At 74.4% G+C, this 22,161-nt stretch carries 22 protein-coding genes; 19 read left to right on the top strand and 3 right to left on the bottom strand.

Translation table 11 applies throughout. From position 1 onward, the window contains the following. Positions 1–104: 104 nt before the first annotated feature. The 14 genes from ispG to HDA33_RS05870 all read left to right on the top strand — a co-directional run bounded on the left by ispG (position 105) and on the right by HDA33_RS05870 (position 14,160). Positions 105–1,256 (top strand): flavodoxin-dependent (E)-4-hydroxy-3-methylbut-2-enyl-diphosphate synthase, encoded by a 1,152-nt coding sequence (ispG, locus tag HDA33_RS05935; RefSeq protein WP_184173811.1) that lies wholly within the window; start codon positions 105–107, stop codon positions 1,254–1,256. Beyond that, positions 1,231–2,196: a GNAT family N-acetyltransferase gene (locus tag HDA33_RS05930; RefSeq protein WP_184171811.1), complete on the top strand. Its 966-nt coding sequence runs from the start codon at positions 1,231–1,233 to the stop codon at positions 2,194–2,196. Before ispG ends, HDA33_RS05930 begins: the two co-directional genes overlap by 26 nt. Before the next feature lie 72 nt (positions 2,197–2,268). Next, positions 2,269–4,089 (top strand): proline--tRNA ligase, encoded by a 1,821-nt coding sequence (locus HDA33_RS05925; RefSeq protein ID WP_184171809.1) that lies wholly within the window; start codon positions 2,269–2,271, stop codon positions 4,087–4,089. Between the two features lie 43 nt (positions 4,090–4,132). Next, a complete protein-coding gene (locus HDA33_RS05920; RefSeq protein WP_184171806.1) occupies positions 4,133–4,882 on the top strand; it encodes a TSUP family transporter in 750 nt (249 codons plus the stop codon). A 133-nt stretch (positions 4,883–5,015) separates the two neighbouring features. Further along, the gene (locus tag HDA33_RS05915) at positions 5,016–5,600 is read left to right on the top strand and encodes a ribosome maturation factor RimP (protein ID WP_184171804.1); all 585 of its coding nucleotides are present in this window, start codon (positions 5,016–5,018) and stop codon (positions 5,598–5,600) included. A gap of 1 nt (position 5,601) precedes the next feature. Then, positions 5,602–6,588: a transcription termination factor NusA gene (gene nusA, locus HDA33_RS05910; RefSeq protein WP_184171801.1), complete on the top strand. Its 987-nt coding sequence runs from the start codon at positions 5,602–5,604 to the stop codon at positions 6,586–6,588. A gap of 84 nt (positions 6,589–6,672) precedes the next feature. After that, positions 6,673–6,972: a YlxR family protein gene (locus tag HDA33_RS05905; protein WP_246416886.1), complete on the top strand. Its 300-nt coding sequence runs from the start codon at positions 6,673–6,675 to the stop codon at positions 6,970–6,972. A gap of 195 nt (positions 6,973–7,167) precedes the next feature. Beyond that, a complete protein-coding gene (gene infB / locus HDA33_RS05900) occupies positions 7,168–9,996 on the top strand; it encodes a translation initiation factor IF-2 (protein ID WP_184171797.1) in 2,829 nt (942 codons plus the stop codon). Positions 9,997–10,077: 81 nt separating this feature from the next. Then, positions 10,078–10,530 carry a 30S ribosome-binding factor RbfA gene (gene rbfA / locus HDA33_RS05895; protein ID WP_158492154.1) on the top strand — a complete coding sequence of 151 codons (453 nt, stop codon included), beginning with the start codon at positions 10,078–10,080 and terminating at the stop codon, positions 10,528–10,530. Positions 10,531–10,543: 13 nt separating this feature from the next. Next, positions 10,544–11,509 (top strand): tRNA pseudouridine(55) synthase TruB, encoded by a 966-nt coding sequence (truB, locus tag HDA33_RS05890; protein WP_184171795.1) that lies wholly within the window; start codon positions 10,544–10,546, stop codon positions 11,507–11,509. Then, positions 11,506–11,874: a hypothetical protein gene (locus HDA33_RS05885; protein ID WP_184171793.1), complete on the top strand. Its 369-nt coding sequence runs from the start codon at positions 11,506–11,508 to the stop codon at positions 11,872–11,874. Before truB ends, HDA33_RS05885 begins: the two co-directional genes overlap by 4 nt. A gap of 11 nt (positions 11,875–11,885) precedes the next feature. Further along, positions 11,886–12,350, top strand: a complete 465-nt coding sequence (locus tag HDA33_RS05880) for a hypothetical protein (protein WP_184171791.1) — start codon at positions 11,886–11,888, stop codon at positions 12,348–12,350. Beyond that, the gene (locus tag HDA33_RS05875; RefSeq protein ID WP_184171789.1) at positions 12,350–13,327 is read left to right on the top strand and encodes a bifunctional riboflavin kinase/FAD synthetase; all 978 of its coding nucleotides are present in this window, start codon (positions 12,350–12,352) and stop codon (positions 13,325–13,327) included. Before HDA33_RS05880 ends, HDA33_RS05875 begins: the two co-directional genes overlap by 1 nt. Next, positions 13,324–14,160: a methyltransferase domain-containing protein gene (locus HDA33_RS05870; RefSeq protein ID WP_184171787.1), complete on the top strand. Its 837-nt coding sequence runs from the start codon at positions 13,324–13,326 to the stop codon at positions 14,158–14,160. Before HDA33_RS05875 ends, HDA33_RS05870 begins: the two co-directional genes overlap by 4 nt. Here HDA33_RS05870 and HDA33_RS13000 read toward each other — a convergent pair. Continuing rightward, positions 14,138–15,160 (bottom strand): CPBP family glutamic-type intramembrane protease, encoded by a 1,023-nt coding sequence (locus tag HDA33_RS13000; protein ID WP_184171785.1) that lies wholly within the window; start codon positions 15,158–15,160, stop codon positions 14,138–14,140. The two genes, HDA33_RS05870 and HDA33_RS13000, sit on opposite strands and share 23 nt — an antisense overlap. Positions 15,161–15,306: 146 nt before the next feature. On the opposite strand from HDA33_RS13000, the gene rpsO reads away from it, so the two are divergent. Together rpsO and HDA33_RS05855 are read left to right on the top strand one after the other, a co-directional pair. Then, positions 15,307–15,576 (top strand): 30S ribosomal protein S15, encoded by a 270-nt coding sequence (rpsO, locus tag HDA33_RS05860; RefSeq protein ID WP_017488396.1) that lies wholly within the window; start codon positions 15,307–15,309, stop codon positions 15,574–15,576. A 297-nt stretch (positions 15,577–15,873) separates the two neighbouring features. Next, positions 15,874–18,135: a polyribonucleotide nucleotidyltransferase gene (locus HDA33_RS05855; protein ID WP_184171783.1), complete on the top strand. Its 2,262-nt coding sequence runs from the start codon at positions 15,874–15,876 to the stop codon at positions 18,133–18,135. Between the two features lie 158 nt (positions 18,136–18,293). Here HDA33_RS05855 and HDA33_RS05850 read toward each other — a convergent pair whose 3' ends face one another. Both HDA33_RS05850 and HDA33_RS05845 read right to left on the bottom strand, forming a co-directional pair. Further along, positions 18,294–18,827, bottom strand: a complete 534-nt coding sequence (locus HDA33_RS05850) for a hypothetical protein (protein WP_184171781.1) — start codon at positions 18,825–18,827, stop codon at positions 18,294–18,296. Positions 18,828–18,933: 106 nt separating this feature from the next. After that, positions 18,934–19,380 carry a hypothetical protein gene (locus tag HDA33_RS05845; RefSeq protein ID WP_184171779.1) on the bottom strand — a complete coding sequence of 149 codons (447 nt, stop codon included), beginning with the start codon at positions 19,378–19,380 and terminating at the stop codon, positions 18,934–18,936. A gap of 81 nt (positions 19,381–19,461) precedes the next feature. Here HDA33_RS05845 and HDA33_RS05840 point away from each other — a divergent pair, with 81 nt between their 5' ends. Genes HDA33_RS05840 through HDA33_RS05830 form a run of 3 tightly spaced genes read left to right on the top strand, consistent with a single transcriptional unit; the run spans position 19,462 to position 22,140 of the window. Continuing rightward, positions 19,462–20,781 carry a M16 family metallopeptidase gene (locus HDA33_RS05840; RefSeq protein WP_184171777.1) on the top strand — a complete coding sequence of 440 codons (1,320 nt, stop codon included), beginning with the start codon at positions 19,462–19,464 and terminating at the stop codon, positions 20,779–20,781. Positions 20,782–20,834: 53 nt separating this feature from the next. Next, a complete protein-coding gene (gene dapB, locus HDA33_RS05835) occupies positions 20,835–21,626 on the top strand; it encodes a 4-hydroxy-tetrahydrodipicolinate reductase (RefSeq protein ID WP_184171775.1) in 792 nt (263 codons plus the stop codon). Then, a complete protein-coding gene (locus tag HDA33_RS05830) occupies positions 21,619–22,140 on the top strand; it encodes a hypothetical protein (protein ID WP_017489735.1) in 522 nt (173 codons plus the stop codon). Before dapB ends, HDA33_RS05830 begins: the two co-directional genes overlap by 8 nt. Positions 22,141–22,161 lie beyond the last annotated feature (21 nt).

Below are 22,161 nucleotides of genomic sequence, written 5' to 3'. Positions count from 1 at the left end.
CCCGCACCCGGGTGCGGGCCCTAGGATGGACGGCAGACCGGCGGCCCGCGGCCGCCACCCCGAAGAGAACCGTGAGGAGCGCTGCCGTGCCTGTCAGCCTTGGAATGCCGTCCGCCCCGCCGCCCGTCCTGGCCCCGCGCCGTGCGACGCGGCAGATCCGGGTCGGCTCGGTGGGCGTGGGCTCGCAGCATCAGGTCTCCGTCCAGTCGATGACCACCACGAAGACGCACGACATCGGCGCCACGCTCCAGCAGATCGCCGAGCTCACCGCCGCTGGCTGCGACATCGTGCGCGTGGCCTGCCCCACGGACAAGGACGCCGAGGCGCTCAAGGTCATCGCCCAGCAGTCCACCATCCCCGTGATCGCGGACATCCACTTCCAGCCCAAGTACGTGTTCGCCGCCATCGAGGCCGGCTGCGGCGCCGTGCGCGTGAACCCGGGCAACATCAAGAAGTTCGACGACAAGGTCAAGGAGATCGCGCAGGCCGCCGCCGAGCACGGCACCTCGATCCGCATCGGCGTCAACGCCGGCTCCCTGGACCCGCGCCTGCTGAAGAAGTACGGCAAGGCCACCCCCGAGGCGCTCGTGGAGTCCGCCGTGTGGGAGGCCTCCCTCTTCGAGGAGCACGGCTTCAAGGACTTCAAGATCTCCGTGAAGCACAACGACCCGGTGATCATGGCCCGCGCCTACGAGCTGCTCGCCGAGCAGGGCGACTGGCCGCTGCACCTCGGCGTCACCGAGGCCGGCCCCGCCTTCCAGGGCACCATCAAGTCCGCCACCGCGTTCGGCTACCTGCTGGGCAAGGGCATCGGCGACACCATCCGCGTGTCCCTCTCCGCCCCGCCCGTGGAGGAGGTCAAGGTGGGCCTGCAGATCCTGCAGTCCTTGAACCTGCGCGAGCGCAAGCTCGAGATCGTCTCCTGCCCCTCCTGCGGACGCGCCCAGGTGGACGTCTACACGCTGGCCGAGGAGGTCACCGAGGGACTCAAGGACCTCGAGGTGCCGCTGCGCGTGGCCGTGATGGGCTGCGTCGTCAACGGCCCGGGCGAGGCCCGCGAGGCGGACCTCGGCGTGGCCTCCGGCAACGGCAAGGGGCAGATCTTCGTCAAGGGCGAGGTCATCCGCACCGTGCCCGAGGACCAGATCGTCGACACCCTCATCGAGGAGGCCAACCGCATCGCCGCCGAGATGGGCGACGGGGAGGAGAGCGGTGACCAGGCTGCCGCCGGTGCCCCGGTGGTCTCCGTCCACTGACCGTCAGGTCCGCGCCGCCACCGGCGGCCGCGTCCGCCTGCTGACCGACGCGGACACGCCCGCGCTCGCAGCCCTGTCCGCGCGCGCCCCCGTGTCCAACGTCTTCGTGGACTCCCTGCTCGAGGCCGGTCGGCTGGCCGGCCCGCGCGGGGGAGCGGCCGGCACCCTGTTCCTCGGCATCGACGCTGGGGAGGGGTGCGACGACGACGGCGGCGCGCCCGACGGCGCGCCCGTCGCGGGCCTGCGCGCCGGCCTGTGGGTCGGCTCGAACGTGGTGCCCGTCGCCGCGGCCGAGACCCCGGACGCCGGCTGGGCGCCCGGGGACGCCGAGGCGCTCGGCGCGGCCGCGGTCGCCCTGCGCCGCCGGTACGGGTCCCTGTACGGGCCCTCGGAGCCGGTGCTCGCCGTCGGCTCGGCGCTGGCCGCCGCGGGCCACCGGGCCCGGTCGGTGCGCGAGGACCAGCCGCTGCTGGTGCTGGGCGCGGACGGCGCCGCCGAGACCAGCCCGCACGTGGTCCAGGCGCACCCGCGTGACTTCGAGCGCGTGCTGCCGGCCAGCGCCGCGATGTTCGAGGAGGAGCTCGGCTTCTCCCCGTTCCTCGGGGGCGCCGCCCAGTACCGGGACCGCGTGGAGCGGCTGATCCGCGCCGGGCGCGTGTTCATCGACCCGGGGCCGGCGGACGCGGGCGGGCCGCTGCGGTTCAAGGCGGACATCGGGCTGCTCTCCTCCCGCTGCGCCCAGATCCAGGGCGTGTGGATGGCCCCCGCCGCGCGCGGGCGCGGGCTGGCGGCCGCGGCGATGGCCGCCGTCGTGGAGTACGTGCGCCTGCAGGCCCCCGTGGTGAGCCTCTACGTCAACGCGTACAACACCCCAGCCCTGCGCACCTACGAGCGCGTGGGGTTCGAGCGGCGCGGCACCTTCGCCACCGTTCTCTACTGAGTCCGGCGGCCCCGTGGCCGGCGCGCCGGGGGATAGGATCGACCCGCCCCGTCCCTGCCCCGAGGAGTCACCATGGCCCTGCGCATGTCCACCCTGTTCCTGCGGACCCTGCGCGACGACCCGGCCGACGCCGAGGTCGCGAGCCATCGCCTGCTGGTCCGCGCCGGCATGATCCGCCGCGCCGGCTTCGGCACCTTCACCTGGCTGCCGCTGGGCCTGCGCGTGCTGCGCCGCGTGGAGCAGATCGTGCGCGAGGAGATGGACGCGATCGGCGGCCAGGAGGTGCACTTCCCGGCGCTGCTGCCCAAGGAGCCCTACGAGGCCACGGGCCGCTGGGACGAGTACGGGGACGGCATCTTCCGCGTGCAGGACCGCAAGGGCGCCGACCTGCTGCTGGCCCCCACCCACGAGGAGATGTTCACCCTCCTGGTGAAGGACCACTACTCCTCGTACAAGGACCTGCCGGCGTACCTGTACCAGATCCAGACCAAGTACCGGGACGAGTCCCGCCCCCGCGCGGGCCTGCTGCGCGTGCGCGACTTCGTGATGAAGGACTCCTACTCCTTCACCGTGGACGACGCCGGCCTGGACGAGGCCTACGAGGCCCACCGCGCCGCCTACGAGCGCATCTTCGCCCGCCTGGGTCTGGAGACCGTGGCCGTCGAGGCCACCGCCGGGGCCATGGGCGGCTCGCGCTCCGAGGAGTTCCTGCACCCCTGCGCCATCGGGGAGGACACTTTCGTGGAGTCCCCGGGCGGCTACCGCGCCAACGTGGAGGCCGTGACCACGGTGGCCCCGGCCCCGCTGGACGAGGCCGCCATGGCCGCGCTGCCGGCGCCCGAGGTCAAGGAGACCCCCGCCTCCACCACCATCGCCGCCCTCGTGGACGTCGCCAACGAGCTGGCCCCCCGCGCCGAGGGCGCGTGGACCGCCGCGGACACCCTCAAGTGCGTGGTCCTCACCGCCGTGCTCGACGGCGACGAGCGCCGCCAGTTCGTCGTGGCCGTCCCCGGGGACCGCGAGGTGGACCTCAAGCGCCTCGAGACCACGGTGGCCCCGGCCCTCGGCCTGAGCGGCGAGCCCGGCGTCGAGGCCGCCACCGAGGAGGACCTGCGCCGCCACCCGTCCCTGGTCAAGGGCTACATCGGCCCCGGCGCCGGCCCGGACGGCGGCGCCCCCGTGCTCGGCGCGGAGTCCGTCTCCGGCCTGCCCTTCCTCGTGGACCCGCGCATCGCCGCCGGCACCGCCTGGATCACGGGCGCCAACGCGGACCAGCGTCACGTGTTCGGCCTCGTGGCCGGCCGCGACTTCGGCTGGGACGGCGTCGTGGAGGCCACCGTGGTGCGCGACGGCGACGAGGCCCCGGACGGCTCCGGCCCCCTGACGGCCCGCCGCGGCATCGAGATGGGCCACATCTTCCAGCTCGGCCGCAAGTACGCCGAGGCCCTGGACCTGAAGGTCCTGGACCAGAACGGCAAGCAGGTCGTGGTGACCATGGGCTCCTACGGCATCGGCGTCACCCGCGCCGTGGCCGCGATCGCCGAGTCCCACCGGGACGAGAAGGGCCTCGTGTGGCCCCGCGCGGTGGCCCCGGCCGACGTGCACGTGCTCGCCACCGGCAAGGGCGCTGAGGTGTTCGAGGCCGCCGAGCAGATCGTCGCCGGGCTCGAGGCCGCGGGCCTCACCGTGCTCTTCGACGACCGCCCGAAGGTCTCGGCCGGCGTGAAGTTCGGCGACGTGGAGCTCATCGGCCTGCCCACCTCCGTGGTGGTCGGCCGCGGGCTGGCGGACGGCGTGGTGGAGGTCAAGGACCGCGCCACCGGCGAGGCCCGCTCGGTGCCGGTGGCCGAGGCCGTCGACGCCGTCGTGGCCGAGGTGCGCGACGGGCGCTGACTGGTTCGGCGCCGTCGAGCTGACCGCCGGACTCATCGCGCTGGTGCTCGCCGCGGGCTTCGCGGCGGGCTGGATCGACGCCGTCGTGGGCGGGGGCGGGCTGCTGCAGCTGCCCGCGCTGCTGCTCGTGCCCGGGCTGAGCCCGGTGCAGGCGCTGGCCACCAACAAGATGGGCTCGGTGTTCGGCACGGCGACGTCGGCGATCACCTACCGGCGGCGGCTGCGGCAGGACCTGTCCACGGCGCTGCCGATGGCGGCGGTCGCCTTCGTCGCGGCCCTGGCCGGGGCCGTGGTGGCCGCGAGCCTGCCGGCCGGCGTGATCCGCCCGGTGATCCTCGTGGCGCTGATCGCCGTCGCCGTGTTCACGGCGGTGCGCCCCAGCCTGGGGAAGACTGCCGGCGTGGGCCCGGAGCGCCGCACCGCGGTGGCCCGGGCCGTGGCCCTGGGCGCCGCGGTGGGCTTCTACGACGGCGTGCTCGGCCCCGGCACGGGCACGTTCCTGATCCTGGGCCTCGTGCTGCTGCTGAAGTTCGACTTCCTGCACGCCTCGGCCCAGGCGAAGATCGTGAACCTCGCCACGAACCTCGGCGCGCTCGCGTTCTTCATCCCTGCCGGCCACGCCGTGCTGGGCCTGGGCCTGCTGCTCGGCGCGGCCAACCTGGTGGGCGGCTACGTGGGGGCGCGCATGGCGATCGCGCGCGGCACCGGCTTCATCCGGGTCGTCTACCTGATCGTGGTGGCCGCGCTGATCGTCAAGGTCGGGGCGGACACGCTCGCCCCGCTCCTGCCCTGACCCGTCCCCGGGCCGCGCCCGCCGCGGCCCGGGGCGGAGGCCTCGGCCCCGCCCCGGGCCGCCGGATAGGCTCGGCGCTGACCCCGTCCCGACCCGTCCCCGACCGACCCGAACAGACCAGCGAGGTACCCCCATGGACAGCACCGACCGCCACGACGACGCCGCCTCCCTGCGCGCCCGCGTCGAGGAGGCCCTGGCCTCCGCCGACGTGGTGGTGGAGGAGGTCCGGGTCGCCGGCTCGGCCGCCCATCCCACCGTCGAGGTGGTCGTGGACCGCGCCTCCGGCACCGAGGGCCTGAGCCTGGACGAGCTGGCCGGGCTCAGCGGTCGCGTCTCCGCCGCCCTGGACGCCCTCGGGGACCACGTGCCCGGCGTCGGCGCGGGGGAGTACCTGCTCGAGCTGACCACGGCGGGCGTGGACCGCCCGCTCACGCAGCCGCGCCACTTCGCCCGCAACGTCGGCCGCCTCGTGGAGGTGGCCGTGGACGGCGGCGAGCCCTTCACCGCCCGCCTGCTCGCGGCGGACGAGGACGCCGTCGAGCTGGCCGAGGTGCGCCCCGGCGCGAAGAAGGGCATGAAGGCCAAGCAGCTCCCCGCGCAGCGCGTGGAGCTGGCCCGCCTCGGCCCGGCCGTGGTGCAGGTAGAGTGGACCCCCGCTCAGCAGGCCGCCGACGCCGCGGCCGCGGGCGAGCAGACGGCCGAGCACACGGAGGCATGAGTTGGACATCGACATGAGCGCGCTGCGCATGCTGGAGGCGGAGCGGGAGATCCCGATGGACCGCCTGATCCCCACCATCGAGCAGGCCCTGCTCATGGCGTACCACCGCACCCCCGGCGCCCTGAAGCGCGCGCGCGTGGAGATCGACCGGGTCTCCGGCCACGTCACGGTGTGGGCCACGGAGCTGGACGAGGACGGCACGCCCATCGGCGAGTTCGACGACACCCCCAACGGCTTCGGCCGCGTGGCCGCCTCCACCGCCCGCCAGGTGATGATCCAGCGCATGCGCGAGGAGGACGACGACAAGGTCCTCGGCGAGTTCAAGGACAAGGAGGGTGAGCTCGTCTCCGGCGTCATCCAGCAGGGCGTGAACCGCCAGATGATCCAGGTGAACCTGGGCACGCTCGAGGCCGTCCTGCCCCCGCCCGAGCAGGTGCCGGGCGAGGACTACTCGCACGGCCGCCGCCTGCGCGCCTACGTGGTCTCCGCCACCCGCGGCAACAAGGGCCCCTCCGTCACCGTGTCCCGCTCCCACCCGGGCCTGGTGCGCAAGCTCTTCGAGCTGGAGGTCCCGGAGATCGCCGACGGCTCCGTGGAGATCACGGCGCTCGCCCGCGAGGCCGGCCACCGCACCAAGATGGCCGTGCGCGCCACCCGCCCCGGCGTGAACGCCAAGGGCGCCTCGATCGGCGAGATGGGCAGCCGCGTGCGCGCCGTGATGACGGAGCTCAACGACGAGAAGATCGACATCGTCGAGCACGCCGAGGACCCGGCGCAGATGATCGCCAACGCCCTGTCCCCGGCCAAGACCGTGTCCGTGGAGGTCCTCGACGCCGACCAGCACTCCGCCCGCGCCGTCGTGCCCGAGCACCAGCTGTCCCTGGCCATCGGCAAGGAGGGCCAGAACGCCCGCCTCGCGGCCAAGCTCACCGGCTGGCGCATCGACATCGTGGGCGACGGCTCGGACGTCTCCGCCCCGGCCCGCTGAGCCGGGCCGGGAACAGATCCGCGGCCGGACGCGCTAGGATGGTTGAGGTCCTTTCTCGATCCGACGCCCGTGAGGGGTGAGCGCATGACGTCCCGGACGGTCGTGCGCACCTGCATCGGATGCCGGTCGAGGGCGGACCAGCAAGAGCTGGTGCGCGTCGCGCTGGACCCCTCGACGGAACCCCCATCCGTCGTCTGGGATCCCGAGCGGCGCCGTCCCGGCCGGGGTGCCTGGCTGCACCCCGGGAGGGACTGCCTCCTCCTCGCCCTGCGCCGCCGCGCGTTCGGGCGGGCCTTCCGGTCCGCCGTCGACGCCGAGGGCCTGAGACGCGAGCCGGAGACGCCGGCTGACAGACCGACAGATGAAGGCGGGTCAGAGATCTGATGCGTACCCGATGAGCACTGAAGCATGAGTGCCCAACGATGAACTTCACCCCCTGCTATCAGGCAGGCCGTGGTGCGCGCGCCCTCGCGGTGCGCGCGGCGGCCTGGAGCAACGTCAACGGTCCCACGACGCGCTGAGACGGACACCGCTGCGAGGCGGCCCCGTTCCGGCCCGTGAGGCCAGAACAGGAGAACCGTGGCAAAGGTCCGCGTCCATGAGCTCGCCAAGGAGCTCGGCATCACCTCGAAGGAGGCCTTGAACACCCTCAAGGACCTCGGCGAGTTCGTCAGCTCCGCCTCTTCGACCATCGAGCCCCCGGTGGCGAAGAAGCTGCGGGGCGCCTACCCCGACGCCGGCAAGTCCGGCGCCGCCAAGCCCTCCGGCGCCAAGCCCGCCGCCGCCCCGGCGGCCGGCCGTCCCGCCGCGTCCGCCCCGAAGCCGGGTGGCTCGGCCCCCAAGCCGAACGCCGCCGCGCCCGCTCCGGGTCCGGCCGCCGCGCGTCCCGCGGCGCCGAAGCCCGCCGGCGAGGCCCCGGCCGCCCCCACCCCGGGTCCGGCCGCCGCGAAGCCGGCCGCCCAGGCCCCGCAGGCTCCCGCCCAGCAGGCGCCGCAGCAGCCGGCCGCTCCCGCGTCGTCGGCCCCGAAGCCGGGCGCCCCCGCGCCCAAGCCGGCCGCCGCCAAGCCGGGCGCCCCGCGCCCGGGCAACAACCCGTTCAGCCCCAAGGGCGGCTCCGGCGGTCCCCGTCCGGGCGCGCGTCCGGGCGGCCGCGGCGGTGCGCCGCGTCCGGGCAACAACCCGTTCGCCTCGTCCCAGGGCATGCGCCAGGGCCGTGAGGACCGCGCTCCGCGTCCGGGCGGCCCCCGTCCCGCGGCCGGCGCCGGCGGTCCCCGTCCCGGCGGCCCGCGTCCGGCGGCCGGCGCCGGCGGTCCCCGCCCCGGTGCCCCGCGTCCGAACCCGGGCATGATGCCCAAGCAGATCACCCCCGCGCCGGCTCCGGCCCGCGGCGGCGGCCGCGGCCGTCCCGGCGGCGGTCCCGGTGGCGGCCCCGGCCGCCCGGGCGGTCCCGGCGGCCGCGGCGGTCGCGGCAACGCCCAGGGCGCCTTCGGGCGCGGCGGCGGCGCGCGCAAGGGTCGCAAGTCGAAGCGCGCGAAGCGTCAGGAGTTCGAGCAGGCGCACACCCGCGAGATCGGCGGCGTCAAGGTCCCCAAGGGCGACGGCACCACGGTGCTGCGCCTGCGCCGCGGCGCGTCCCTGGCCGACTTCGCCGAGAAGATTCGCGCCGACGTCGCCGACCTGGTGAAGGTGCTCTTCACCCTCGGCGAGATGGCCTCGGCCAACCAGTCCCTCGACGAGGACACCTTCCAGCTGCTCGGCGACGAGCTGGGCTACAAGGTCCAGATCGTGTCCCCGGAGGACGAGGACAAGGAGCTGCTGGAGGCGTTCGACATCGACCTCGAGGCCGAGGAGGCCAACGAGGACGAGGCCGACCTCGAGCCGCGCCCCGCGGTCGTCACGGTCATGGGCCACGTCGACCACGGCAAGACGCGACTGCTCGACGCCATCCGCTCCTCGAACGTCATCGAGGGCGAGGCCGGCGGCATCACCCAGCACATCGGCGCCTACCAGGTGCCCGTGCAGCACGAGGGCGAGGACCGCCGCCTGACCTTCATCGACACCCCGGGCCACGAGGCGTTCACCGCCATGCGTGCCCGCGGCGCGAAGGTCACCGACATCGCCGTGCTGGTGGTGGCGGCCGACGACGGCGTCATGCCGCAGACCGTCGAGGCGCTCAACCACGCCCAGTCGGCCGGCGTGCCGATCGTGGTGGCCGTCAACAAGATCGACAAGGACACCGCGCAGCCGGACAAGATCCGCGGCCAGCTCACCGAATACGGCCTCGTGCCCGAGGAGTACGGCGGCGACACGATGTTCGTGGACGTCTCCGCGCGCAACGGCATCAACATCGACCAGCTGCTCGAGGCGGTCCTGCTGACCGCGGACGCCGCCCTCGAGCTCACCGCGAACCCGTCCAAGGACGCCCGCGGCGTGGCCATCGAGGCGAACCTCGACAAGGGCCGCGGCGCCGTCGTGACCGTGCTGGTGCAGACCGGCACGCTGCGCGTGGGCGACAACATGGTGGTGGGCTCGGCCCACGGCCGCGTGCGCGCCATGTTCGACGAGAACGGCACCCCCGTGGAGGAGGCCGATCCGTCGCGTCCCGTCCAGGTCCTGGGCCTGTCCTCCGTGCCGCGCGCGGGCGACTCGTTCCTCGTCACCGAGGACGACCGCACCGCTCGTCAGATCGCGGAGAAGCGCGAGGCCGCGGACCGCAACGCCCAGCTGGCCAAGCGCCGCAAGCGCATCACCCTGGAGGACTTCGACCAGGCCGTGGCCGAGGGCAAGCTGGACACGCTCAACCTCATCATCAAGGGCGACGCCTCCGGCGCCGTCGAGGCCCTGGAGGACTCGCTGCTGAAGGTCGAGGTCGGGGAGGACGAGGTGCAGCTGCGCGTCATCCACCGCGGCGTCGGCGCCATCACGCAGAACGACGTCAACCTGGCCACCGTGGACGACGCCATCATCATCGGCTTCAACGTGCGCCCCGCCGAGCGGGTCGCCGACCTGGCCGACAAGGAGGGCGTGGACATGCGGTTCTACAGCGTGATCTACGACGCGATCGACGACATCGAGAACGCGCTCAAGGGCATGCTGAAGCCGGAGTACGAGGAGGTCGCGCTCGGCTCGGCCGAGGTCCGCGAGGTCTTCCGCTCCTCCAAGTGGGGCAGCATCGCCGGCTCGCTGGTGCGCTCGGGCCTCATCCGCCGCAACGCCCAGGCCCGCCTGGTGCGCGACGGCGCGGTGGTCGCGGACAACCTCAAGATCGAGTCCCTGCGCCGCTTCAAGGACGACGCCACCGAGGTCCGCGAGGGCTACGAGTGCGGCATCGGCCTGGGCAGCTTCAACGACATCAAGGAGGGCGACGTGATCGAGACCTTCGAGATGCAGGAGAAGCCGCGCGCCTGATGAGACGGGGCGCCGGGTCCGCCCGGACCCGGCGCCCGCCTCTTCCCACCCCTTGACCACACCACCGGAAGGAACCGCACCATGGCCGATCCGGCACGCGCAGGCCGCCTGGCCCAGCGCATCAAGGTCCTCGTCGCCGAGGCGCTGCGCCGCAGCGTCAAGGACGACCGCGTGGAGGCCGTCACCGTGACGGAGGTCCGCGTGACCAACGACCTGCAGCACGCGACCGTGTACTACACCGTCCTCGGGGACGAGGCCACCGCGGCCGCCGCCCACGAGGGCATCCAGGAGAACCGCGGCGTCCTGCGCCGCGAGGTGGGCCGCGGGCTCACCATCCGCCTGGTGCCCACCCTCGAGTTCGTCGCGGACACCGTCCCCGAGGCGGCCGCGCACCTGGAGGACGTCCTGCGCGCCGCGAAGGAGCGGGACGCGGAGCTGGCGAAGGCGCGCGAGGGCGCGACCTACGCGGGCGAGGCGGACCCGTACCGCACCTCGGAGCCCGGCTCCGAGGCCGACGACGCCCCGCGCGCCTGAGGCCCGCGGCACGGTGAGCGCACGCAGCACCGGGGGACAGGCCCCCGACGCACCGGGAACGGAGGCGTCGGGGGTCGTCCTCGTGGACAAGCCCCAGGGGTGGACGTCGCACGACGTCGTCGGGCGCCTCCGCCGGCTGGCGGGCACCCGCAAGGTGGGCCACGCCGGCACCCTCGACCCGATGGCCACGGGGCTGCTCGTGGTGGGCGTCAACAAGGCCACCCGCCTGCTGACCGCCATCACGGGCACGGACAAGACCTACACCGCCACGATCCGCCTGGGGCAGTCGACCGTCACGGACGACGCCGAGGGCGACGTGGTGCAGACGCGCCTGGCGAACGCGGTCACGCCGGAGCGGGTGGCCGAGCAGGTCGCCGCCCTCACGGGGCCGATCCTGCAGGCGCCCTCGGCCGTCTCGGCCATCAAGGTGGCCGGCAGGCGCGCCTACGACCGCGTGCGGGCAGGGGAGGACGTGGCCCTGCAGGCCCGTCCCGTCACCGTGCACGAGTTCACCGTGCATGAGATGCGCCGGCTCGACGGCGGCCGGCTGGTGGACCTGGACGTCACCGTGCGCTGCTCCTCGGGCACCTACGTCCGGGCGCTCGCCCGGGACCTGGGCGAGGCCCTCGAGACCGGCGGGCACCTCACGGCGCTGCGCCGCACCGCCGTCGGCCCCTTCGACGTGGCCGACGCCCTGACCCTCGAGGAGCTCGCCGAGGGCTTCGTGATGACCGGGCTCTCCGAGGCCGCCGCCGGGCTGTTCCCGGTGCGCGAGCTGACGGAGGACGAGGCGCGGGAGCTGGCCTTCGGCCGCGCCGTCGCGCCCACCGGCACCGGCGACGAGCTCGTGGCCGGGCGCGCCCCGGACGGACGCGTGGTCGCCCTCGTCTCGGACGTGCGCCGCCGCGGCGCCGACGTCGCCAAGCCCCAGCTCGTGTTCGCGCCGGCCGAGGGGCCGGGGCAGGGAGGGACCGCATGATCCTCGACGCCTGGTTCTGGGCGGGGCTGGTGATCGGCGCCGTCTCGCTGGCGGTCTGCGTGGCGATGACGGCGATCCGCCGTCACCCCGCGGACTCCTCGATCCTGTCCGTGGCCGCCGTGGAGCTGTTCCTGCTCATCTACGCCGTGGCCGCCGCCGTGCGCCAGCTCGGCGGGGAGGGCCTCAACGGCCCCGGCTGGGAGTTCTGGGGCTACGTGGTCACGGCGCTGCTGGTGCCCGTGATCGCCGTGGCGTGGGCGGTGACGGACAAGACGCGCTGGTCCAACCTGGTGCTCGCCGTCGTCGGCCCCACGGTCGTGGTCATGCTGCACCGCATGCAGGTCATCTGGTTCGGACAGTGGTGAAGGAGGAACACGTGGCACGCACCCGCACCGCATCCGGCGCCGCGCGGCCCGGCGCGGCCGCCCCGGCCCGCAACCAGGGGCTGGGCCGCATCATCGTCATGGTCTACGCGGTCTTCGCCCTCTCGGCGACGGCCCGCAGCCTCTTCCAGATCCTGACGGACGTCGAGGCGGCGCCCGTGGCGTACTCGCTGTCCGCGTTCGCGGCGACCGTGTACATCGTCGCCACCCTCGCGCTCGCCCGCTCCGGGGCCCGGGCGTGGGCCGTGGCCCTGGGCGCCGTGCTCGTGGAGCTGATCGGCGTGGTGGGCGTGGGTCTGTGGACGGTCCTGGACCCGGGCCTGTTCGCCGAGGAGACCGTATGGTCCCGGTTCGGCGCCGGCTACGGCTACGTGCCGCTCGTGCTGCCCGTGGTGGGCCTGGCCTGGCTGCTGGCGCACCGCCCGTCCCGTCCGACCGCCGAGGAGGTGGCCCGCTGATGCTGGTGTGGAACTCCCTGGAGGAGGTCCCCACGGACCTGCCGCGCACCGTGGTGACGCTGGGCAACTTCGACGGCGTGCACCGCGGCCACCGCGAGGTGCTGCGCCGCGTCGTCGAGCTGGCCCGCGAGCGGGACGCCCTCGCCGTGGCCGTGACCTTCTCCCCGCACCCCCGCTCGGTGCACCGCCCCGACGAGCCGCACGTGGACATCCTGGGCCCCCAGCAGCGGGCCGTGCTGCTCTCGGAGACCGGCCTCGACGCGCTGCTCCTGCAGCGCTACACGCTCGAGTTCGCGGACCAGAGCCCGGAGGAGTTCGTCCTCTCGATGTTCGTGCGCGGGCTGAACGCCGCCGTCGTGGTGGTGGGCCATGACGTCCGCTTCGGCCGCGGCAACGTCGGGGACTTCGCCGAGATGGTGCGGCTGGGGGCGAAGCACGGGTTCGAGGTGGAGGCCGTGGAGGAGCACCCCGCGGAGATCGGCGACGAGCCGGAGCGCCGCTGCTCGTCCACGTGGGTGCGCGAGGCGCTCGCCGCGGGGGACGTCGCGCAGGCGGCCGCGATCCTCGGGCGCCACCACACCCTGTCCGGCGAGGTGGTGCACGGGTTCGCGCGCGGCCGGGAGCTCGGCTTCCCCACGGCGAACCTGGCCCCAGAGGCGGAGGGCATGATCCCCGCCGACGGCGTCTATGCCGGCTGGCTGCACGACGTCCACGGCCGGGCCTGGCCGGCCGCGATCTCCGTGGGATCCAACCCCACGTTCGAGGGCGTCTCGCGCGTGGTGGAGGCCCACGTGATCGACCGCCCCGAGGAGCGTGTGGAGGACTTCGACCTCTACGGCCAGCACATCGAGGTCGAGTTCGTGCAGCGCCTGCGCGGCATGGTCGCGTACGAGGGCGTCGAGAAGCTCGTGGCCCAGATGACGCAGGACGTGGAGCAGGCCCGCGCCATCCTGGCGGCGACGCCCTCCGACCGGTGACCGGGCCGGGCCCGGGCGTCCCGCGCCTGCCGGGCCGGCCGGCCCGCGCCCGCCGGGAGGCCGGCAACCCCTTCGACGCGGCCGCCGGGGAGCACTACGACGCCGTCCGCCCGTCCTATCCCGCCGAGTCTGTGGCCTGGGTCCTGGAGGGACTCGGCGACGGCCTGGACGTCGTGGAGCCGGGCGCCGGGACCGGCCTGTTCACTCGGTCCCTCACCGCCCTGCCGGTCGAGCGGGTGCGGTCCGTGACCGCCGTGGAGCCGGCCGCGTCCATGCGGGAGGTCCTCGAACGCGAGGTCGCCGCACCGTCGGACAGGCGTGTGCGCGCGGTGCCGGGCACCGCCGAGGCGACGGGGCTGCCGGAGGCGAGCGCCGACGTCGTGGTGGCGGCCCAGGCCTGGCACTGGGTGGACCCGGCCGCGGGCTGCGCCGAGGCCGCGCGCGTGCTGCGCCCCGGCGGGCGGCTGGCCGCCGTGTGGAACCAGCTGGACACCGCGGTGCCGTGGGTCCACCGGCTGACCCGGATCATGCACGCCGGGGACGTCCACGCCGCCCGGCCCGAGCTGCGCCGGTTCGCGGCGCCGTTCGGCGCGGAGGAGCACGCCCGCTGGACGTGGACGCTGCCGCAGACGGCGGCGGACCTGCACGGGCTCATGGCCTCGCGCGCGTACTGGCTGCGCGCGTCGGAGACGACCCGCGCGAAGATGTCCGCGAACTTGGACTGGTACCTGCACGAGCACCTGGGGCACGCCGAGGACGCCGTCGTCGAGGTGCCCTACGTGAGCGTGGCGTGGCGGGCGGCCGCCCCGCTCAGGGGCGGGCGCCGACGCTGACCGGGACGGTCCGCGCGATCCCCGCGCGTCGGGCTTGCCACAGCAGCAGCGCCGTCGAGAGCGCGATCACCGCGGCCGAGACCGCTGTGCCCAGGGGCGAGCCGGTGGTCTCCACGTCCACGAAGCTCTCGTTCACGGTCCCCGCGAGGGTGCCGAACACGATCACCACGACGTTGTTCACCACGTGCAGCGCGACCGCCGCCTCGAGGCCGCCGGTGCGCCACGTCAGCAGCACCGCCGCCACGGCGAACACGGACAGGTCCAGGAGGATCCAGGGGTCGAAGGACCCGTGGGCGAGGGAGAAGGTGACGGCGGAGACCGCGGCGGCGATCAGGATGGCCGGCAGCGGCCGGCGGAACCACGAGCCGATCGCCAGCAGCAGCCAGCCCCGGAACAGGTACTCCTCGCCGGCGGCCTGCAGCGGCGTGAGCACCAGGCCCATGGCCACGAGCCACACCCAGTCCTCGGCGCGCGGGGCGGTGGGGGCGCCGTCCAGGGCCCACGTGCCCAGCACGTAGACGAGGAACAGCGGCAGCAGCACCAGGTGCGCGCGCAGCAGCCACCGCCAGCGGATCCGGCCCTGCACCGAGTGCACGAAGCGGGCCGCCACGGGGTGGCACACGGCCACGGCCAGCAGGGCGACGCCGATGAACGCGGCCAGCATCAGGTTGTTCAGCAGCATCATCGGCGCCGAGAACAGGGCCTCCTCCACGCGCGCGAGGTCCGCCGGGTCCGCCGAGGCGAACACGTCCCAGCCGACCTCGGAGACCAGCGCCAGCATCATGGGGAGGGTCAGCACCGCCAGCAGCACGAGCACCGAGCCCAGCACGAACCCCGCGGAGAGCAGCGGGTGCCACCAGCGGGAGCGGGGCGTGCGCAGCAGCTGCGGGTACTCCGCGCCGATGATCGGCAGGTCCAGGCGGCGCCCCGGAGGGGTCGGTGCCGCGGCCGGGGCCGGCGGCCACGAGGCGGGGGAGGGGGGAGTCGAGGCGGTGGTCACCCGGCCAGACTAGGCGGCCGCCCGCGGCCGATGCGCTAGACTCGACCACTGGCCTCCCTGCAGTCCGCGGTGGAGAGGCCCGCGCGCCCCGCCTGCGGCGGCCGGCGCGGCACCTGTTCGCGGTACCGAAGTGAAGGAGGCCTGTCATGGCCCTGGATCCCGCTGTCAAGCAGCAGATCATCAAGGAGTACGCCACCCACGAGGGCGACACCGGTTCCCCCGAGGTGCAGATCGCGGTCCTGTCGCGTCGCATCAAGGACCTGACCGAGCACCTCAAGGAGCACAAGCACGACCACCACACCCGTCGCGGCCTGATGGCCCTGGTGGGTCGCCGTCGTCGCATGCTCGGCTACCTGCAGAAGGTCGACATCGAGCGCTACCGCGCGCTGATCGAGCGCCTCGGCCTGCGCAAGTGACCTTCGGAGGGCGGCGCCGGAGCCTGCGGGAGACCCGCGGGCGCCGGCGCCGCCTTTCGTCTGCCCGGGGACGTGCGTAGGCTGTCCCACGGGACAGCGCCGCATCCCGCGGCTTCCCCGCGCGCCCGTTCTGCGGCGCGCCCACCCGAATCACCGACGGCACCGCGCCTCATCGCTCGCGGTCCTCGACAGTGGCTCCCGGAGACCCCGCCGCACCCGGCGGGGCGCCGAGGGCCTCGATCGAAGACCAGGGGGACGAGGACGCCTGCGGCGCCGTCCACCCGAAAGGAGGACCTCATGGAGGGTCCTGAGATCACCTTCGCCGAGGCCGTCATCGACAACGGCGCCTACGGCAAGCGCACCATCCGCTTCGAGACCGGCCGCCTCGCCCAGCAGGCCGCCGGCGCCGCCATGGTCTACATCGACGAGGAGACGTCGATGCTGTCCGCCACCACCGTGGGCAAGTCCCCGCGCGAGGGCTTCGACTTCTTCCCGCTGACCGTGGACGTCGAGGAGCGCATGTACGCCGCGGGCCGCATCCCCGGCTCGTTCTTCCGCCGCGAGGGCCGCCCGTCCACCGACGCGATCCTCACCTGCCGCCTGATCGACCGCCCGCTGCGCCCGGCGTTCGTCAAGGGCATCCGCAACGAGGTCCAGGTCGTCGTGACCGTCACCTCGATCGCCCCGGACGAGATCTACGACACCGTGGCCATCAACGCCGCCTCCGTGTCCACCCAGCTCTCCGGCCTGCCGTTCTCCGGCCCCATCGGCGGCGTGCGCATGGCGCTCGTGGACGACGGCGCCGGCAAGCGCCAGTGGGTCGCGTTCCCGAAGCACTCCCAGCTGCAGGACGCCGTGTTCAACATGGCCGTGGCCGGCCGCGTGGTGGGCGACGACGTCGCCATCATGATGGTCGAGGCCGAGGCCACCCCGGACTCCTGGACCCTGGTCAAGGAGCGCGGCGCCTCCGCCCCCACCGAGGAGGTCGTGGCCGAGGGCCTCGAGGCCGCCAAGCCCTTCATCCGCGCCCTGTGCGAGGCCCAGGCCGACCTGGTCAAGCGCGCCGGCAAGGACCCCGTGGACGTCCCCGTGTTCAAGGACTACGAGGACGACGCCTTCGAGGCCGTCGAGAAGGTCGCCACGGACCGCCTGACCGAGATCTTCTCGATCGGCGACAAGCAGACCCGCGAGTCCGCCTCCGACGCCTACCACGTGGAGGTCATGGACGAGCTGGCCGGCGAGGGCAAGCCCTTCGCCGAGCGTCGCGGCGAGATCGCCAAGGCCTACGGCTCCGTCACCAAGCAGGTCGTGCGCCAGCGCATCCTCAAGGACCAGGTCCGCATCGACGGCCGCGGCCTCACGGACATCCGCAAGCTCACCGCCGAGGTCGAGGTCCTGCCGCGCGTGCACGGCTCCGCGATCTTCGAGCGCGGCGAGACCCAGATCATGGGCGTCACCACGCTGAACATGCTCAAGATGGAGCAGCAGATCGACTCCCTGGCGCCGGAGACCTCCAAGCGCTACCTGCACCACTACAACTTCCCGCCGTACTCCACCGGCGAGACCGGCCGCGTGGGCTCGCCCAAGCGCCGTGAGATCGGCCACGGCGCGCTCGCCGAGCGCGCCATGGTGCCCGTGCTGCCGGCCCGCGAGGAGTTCCCCTACGCGATCCGCCAGGTCTCCGAGGCCCTCGGCTCCAACGGCTCCACGTCGATGGGCTCCGTCTGCGCCTCCACCCTGTCCCTGCTGAACGCGGGCGTGCCGCTGCGCGCCACCGTGGCCGGCATCGCCATGGGCCTGGTCTCCGCCGAGGTGGACGGCCAGACCCAGTACGCGGCGCTGACCGACATCCTCGGCGCCGAGGACGCCTTCGGCGACATGGACTTCAAGGTGGCCGGCACCGCCGAGTTCGTCACCGCGATCCAGCTGGACACCAAGCTGGACGGCATCCCGGCCTCCGTGCTGGCGGCCGCCCTGACCCAGGCCCGCGAGGCGCGCCTGCACATCCTGTCCGTCCTGAACGCCGCCATCGACGCCCCGGACGAGATGGCCCCCACCGCCCCGCGGATCATCTCCGTGCGCATCCCGGTGGACAAGATCGGCGCGGTCATCGGCCCCAAGGGCGCCATGATCAACCAGATCCAGGACGACACCGGCGCGGACATCACCATCGAGGACGACGGCACCGTGCTGATCGGCGCCACCGACGGGGCCTCGGCCGAGGCCGCGCGCTCCGCGGTGAACGCCATCGCCAACCCGCAGGTCCCCGAGGTCGGCGAGCGCTACCTCGGCACCGTGGTCAAGCTGACCACCTTCGGCGCCTTCGTCTCGCTCACCCCGGGCAAGGACGGCCTGCTGCACATCTCGGAGCTGCGCAAGCTCAACGAGGGCAAGCGCGTGGACGACGTCGAGGACGTGCTCGGCGTGGGCCAGAAGGTCCAGGTTGAGATCACCAAGATCGACGACCGCGGCAAGCTGTCGCTGTCCCCGGTGGTGGCGGAGTCCGACGCGGACGCCGAGACCGCCGACGCGATCGAGTCCTCGCAGACCGAGGCCTGATCCGCTCCGGGTCCGCACGGACCCGACCGGCCTGACGACGACGGCGCCGCGTCCCTCTTGAGCGGAGGGGCGCGGCGCCGTCGTCGTCTGCGGCCTCGGGCATCAGGGCCCGGGGCCCAGGGCATCAGGGCCCAGGCTCAGGGCATCAGGGCCCAGGCTCAGGGCAGGGGCAGCCCCGACGCGTCGTGCGTGGGGGCCTCGGGCGCCGGGCGCTCCGGCGCGGCCTCGGCCTGGGCCCCGCTCGCCGCCGCCCGGCGGGCCGTGCGGCGCAGCCACCACTGCAGGACCACGCCCACGAGCACCGGGGACAGGATCATGCCGCTCAAGAACGGCAGGACCATGCCCAGGAGCAGCGGGTCGTCCTCGAGTCCGCCGATCGCGTCCACCCCGCGCACGGCCACCCACGTGACCGGGGTGGCGAAGGCGTAGGCGAACGGGGCGAAGAAGAGCAGCGTCATCGAGAGTCCGGACGCGCGGCGCGTCGAGCCGCCCCGGAGCACGGGGGCGGCCGCCACCGCCGCCCAGGCCAGCGGCGGGACCACCATGACGGGGGCGAGGTAGGGGAGCGCCCAGCCGAAGTGCTCGCCCAGGGACGGCGCGATGACCAGGTCGTGGAAGATCAGCGGCGGCAGGAACTGCAGCGCGTAGACCAGCACGGCGGCGGTGAGCAGGAGCAGGACGCGGCGGGACATGGGGGAAAGAATGGCGCGCCGCGGCGGACCGGGCAAGACCCCCGCCCTGTGCGACGCGCCACCCGCGCCCCCCACGGGGCGCGGCGGCGGGGGTCCAGGACGGCGATCAGGCCGGGGTCCGGCGGGGCCGGGCGAGCCACGCCAGGGCCGCGGCGGCCACGAGGGCGGGCACCCAGGCGCCCGTCACGAGCAGGATCGCGACCACGGACTCCCAGCCCCAGTTCCACCCGCCGGTTCCCGGGCCGATCTCCACGAACGCGCCCAGGGCCAGGCCGGCGACGTAGGCGAGGGTGCCGACGGCCGTCGTCGCCAGCGGATGCGCCCGCCCGCGGGGCAGGACGAGGGCGGCCAGGGCCGCCGCCCAGGCGATCGGCCCCCCCAGCACGACGGGCGAGGGCGGGGCGAGGAGCTCGTCCGGCCGGGGCACCTCGCCGTCCACGAGGAGGGGGACCAGGCCCTGCAGCGCGTACACGAGCACCGCTCCGACGGCGAGGGCCAGGAGCAGGACGGGGCGCGGCCGGGAGGGCGGGACCGGGTCGGAGGCGCGGCTCATCCGCCCAGTCTCAGGGGGCGCGGCAGTGGGGGTCAAGGGCCGATGCGGTCCTGTCCCGCGGAGTCGGCGACAATGGCGGGCATGAACATCCACCGCGAGATCCCCCTGGACTTCACCGGCGTGCTGGCGGACGAGGGCCACGGCTCCGTGGTCCGCCGCTCGGTCCTGCCCGGAGGCGTCCGCGTGCTGACCGAGGCCATGCCGGACCAGCGCTCCGTGACCATCGGCTACTGGGTGGCCGTCGGCTCGCGGGACGAGTCTCCGGAGGGCTACGGCTCCACCCACTTCCTCGAGCACCTGCTGTTCAAGGGCACCCCCACCCGCACCGCCATGGACATCGCCGCGGCATTCGACCGGGTGGGCGGGGAGTCCAACGCCGGTACCGCCAAGGAGTCCACGGTCTACCACGCGCGGGTGCTGGACGAGGACCTGCCCATGGCCGTGGAGGTCCTCACGGACATGCTCACCTCCTCCCTGCTGGACCCGGACGAGCTCGAGACCGAGCGCGGCGTGATCCTGGAGGAGCTCGCCATGGACGCGGACGACCCGGTGGACGTGGCCCACGAGAAGCTCGCCGAGGTGATGCTCGACGGACACCCCCTCGGACGGCCGATCGGCGGCACGCCGGAGACCATCCGGGCCGTGACCCGCGAGCACGTGGCGGGCCATTACGCCCGCTGGTACCGCCCGGACGAGCTCGTGGTCACCGCCGCGGGCAACCTGGACCACGACGAGGTCTGCCGGCTCGTGCTCACCGCCCTGCAGGCCTCGGGCTGGGAGCTGGCCCCGGGGGCCCTGCCGGCGCCGCGGCGGGCCGTGGACACCGAGGGGGCCGCCGCCTCCCGCGTGCTCACGGGCACCCACACGGTCGCCAAGGCCGTCGAGCAGGCCAACGTCCTCGTGGGCGGGCGCTCCCTGTCCACCACGGACCCGGACCGCTTCGCCCTGGGGGTCATGCAGTCCGTGCTGGGCGGGGGGATGTCCTCCCGCCTGTTCCAGGAGGTCCGCGAGCGCCGCGGCCTGGCCTACTCCACCTACTCGTTCTCCGCCGGGTACTCGGACGCCGGCTACTGGGGCCTGTACGCAGGCTGCCAGCCGGACCGGGTGGACGAGGTCTCGGCCCTGATGGAGGCGGAGCTGGACCGCATGGCCGCCGAGGTCGTCACGGAGGAGGAGCTCGCGCGCGCCCACGGGCAGATCTGCGGCGGCACCGTGCTGGGCATGGAGTCCACGGGCGCGCGGATGTCCCGCCTGGGCCGCGCCGAGCTGGTCACGGGGGAGTACGTGGACCTGGCGGCCTCGCTCGAGCGCGTCCGGGCGGTGGACGCGGCCCAGGTGCGGGCGGTGGCGGCCCGGCTGGCCGCGGGCGAGCGCGCCCGCGTCGTCGTCGCTCCGGCCTGACGCGCGCCGCCGCGGACCGCTCGCCCCCGGCGCGGCCGCGTAGGCTGGGAGGCATGACCGACGCCCCCGCCCCCTCCGCCGTGCCCGCCGACGACGCCGTCCCGCGCGTCGCGATCCTGGGCGCGGGCGGGAAGATGGGCCGCCACGCGGTGCCGGCGGTGCGCGAGGCGGCGGGCCTGGAGCTCGTCGCCGAGCTCGGCTCGGCCGACCCGCTCGAGGCGATCCTCGACGCCGGCGCCACCCACGTCCTGGACCTCACCGTCCCGGACGTCTCGCCGCGCAACGCCGCGTTCGCGGTGGAGCACGGCCTGCACACCGTGATCGGCACCTCCGGCTGGGGGCCCGAGCGGCGCGAGACGCTCGCGGCGCAGCTCGCAGAGCACCCCGGCGTCGGCGTGCTGATCGCCCCGAACTTCTCCGTGGGCTCCGTGCTGGCCTCAGCGTTCGCGGCGAAGGCCGCGCGGTTCTTCGAGTCCGTCGAGCTCATCGAGATGCACCACCCGGCCAAGCTGGACGCCCCCTCCGGCACCGCCGTGCGCACGGCCGAGCTCATCGGTCAGGCGCGACGGGAGGCCGGCGTGCCGCCGTCCCCGGACGCCACCGAGCGCGACCCGGACGGCTCCCGCGGCGCCGTCGTGGACGGGGTGCACGTGCACGCCGTCCGCCTGCGCGGCCTCGAGGCCCACCAGGAGGTGCTCCTCGGCGGGCCGGGCGAGCAGCTCGTGGTCCGCCACGACGCGTTCGACCGCGGCGCCTACATGCCCGGCATCGTGCTGGGGCTGCGCACCGTGGCCTCCCGGCCCGGGCTCACCTACGGACTGGACGGATACCTGGACCTTGGCTGATCGCGCCCCCCGCCCCGCGGAGCAGACCGTCGCCGACCCGGCCGAGCACGCAGCCCGGGCCCGCCGCTCCACCCTGATGAGCAAGCTCTGGGTGGGGTTCGTCTCCCTGCTCGTGCTGTTCTTCGCCTCGTTCGCCGTGTACGTCGCCGTCGCGTTCATCCGCGCGCCCCAGCTGCTGGCCAAGGGGATCGGCGTGGGCGTCATCTTCGTGGTGCTCGTGACCGTGGCCGTCCTGGCCCGCGAGGTCTGGTTCGGCCGTCAGACCGAGCGCCTGGCGGACCTGCTCGAGGCCGAGGGCGGGCTGCCCGAGGACGACCTGCCCCGCTCTCCGGGCGGTCGGATCGACCGCGCGGCCGCCGACGCCCAGTTCGAGGTCTACCGCGTCGAGGCCGAGGCGGCGCCGCGCGACTGGCGCACCCGCTACCGCCTGGCCCTGGCCTACGACGCCTCCGGGGACCGCCGCCGGGCCCGCGAGGCCGCCCGCGAGGCCGTCCGCCTGCACCGCCAGGGCTGAGCCCGCCGCCGCGGCCCGCTC

The organism is Micrococcus endophyticus, from assembly GCF_014205115.1.
Lineage (GTDB): Bacteria > Actinomycetota > Actinomycetes > Actinomycetales > Micrococcaceae > Micrococcus > Micrococcus endophyticus.
This window is presented reverse-complemented; position numbering and strand designations above follow the sequence as displayed.

Excerpts from the sequence above, each read along its gene's own strand:
- ispG (WP_184173811.1), top strand. The coding sequence starts at position 105 with ATGCCGTCCGCCCCGCCGCCCGTCCTGGCCCCGCGCCGTGCGACGCGG.
- HDA33_RS05925 (WP_184171809.1), top strand. The coding sequence starts at position 2,269 with ATGGCCCTGCGCATGTCCACCCTGTTCCTGCGGACCCTGCGCGACGAC.
- HDA33_RS05915 (WP_184171804.1), top strand. The coding sequence starts at position 5,016 with ATGGACAGCACCGACCGCCACGACGACGCCGCCTCCCTGCGCGCCCGC.
- HDA33_RS05905 (WP_246416886.1), top strand. The coding sequence starts at position 6,673 with ATGACGTCCCGGACGGTCGTGCGCACCTGCATCGGATGCCGGTCGAGG.
- rbfA (WP_158492154.1), top strand. The coding sequence starts at position 10,078 with ATGGCCGATCCGGCACGCGCAGGCCGCCTGGCCCAGCGCATCAAGGTC.
- HDA33_RS05885 (WP_184171793.1), top strand. The coding sequence starts at position 11,506 with ATGATCCTCGACGCCTGGTTCTGGGCGGGGCTGGTGATCGGCGCCGTC.
- HDA33_RS05875 (WP_184171789.1), top strand. The coding sequence starts at position 12,350 with ATGCTGGTGTGGAACTCCCTGGAGGAGGTCCCCACGGACCTGCCGCGC.
- rpsO (WP_017488396.1), top strand. The coding sequence starts at position 15,307 with ATGGCCCTGGATCCCGCTGTCAAGCAGCAGATCATCAAGGAGTACGCC.
- HDA33_RS05855 (WP_184171783.1), top strand. The coding sequence starts at position 15,874 with ATGGAGGGTCCTGAGATCACCTTCGCCGAGGCCGTCATCGACAACGGC.
- HDA33_RS05850 (WP_184171781.1), bottom strand. The coding sequence starts at position 18,827 with ATGTCCCGCCGCGTCCTGCTCCTGCTCACCGCCGCCGTGCTGGTCTAC.
- HDA33_RS05845 (WP_184171779.1), bottom strand. The coding sequence starts at position 19,380 with ATGAGCCGCGCCTCCGACCCGGTCCCGCCCTCCCGGCCGCGCCCCGTC.
- HDA33_RS05840 (WP_184171777.1), top strand. The coding sequence starts at position 19,462 with ATGAACATCCACCGCGAGATCCCCCTGGACTTCACCGGCGTGCTGGCG.
- dapB (WP_184171775.1), top strand. The coding sequence starts at position 20,835 with ATGACCGACGCCCCCGCCCCCTCCGCCGTGCCCGCCGACGACGCCGTC.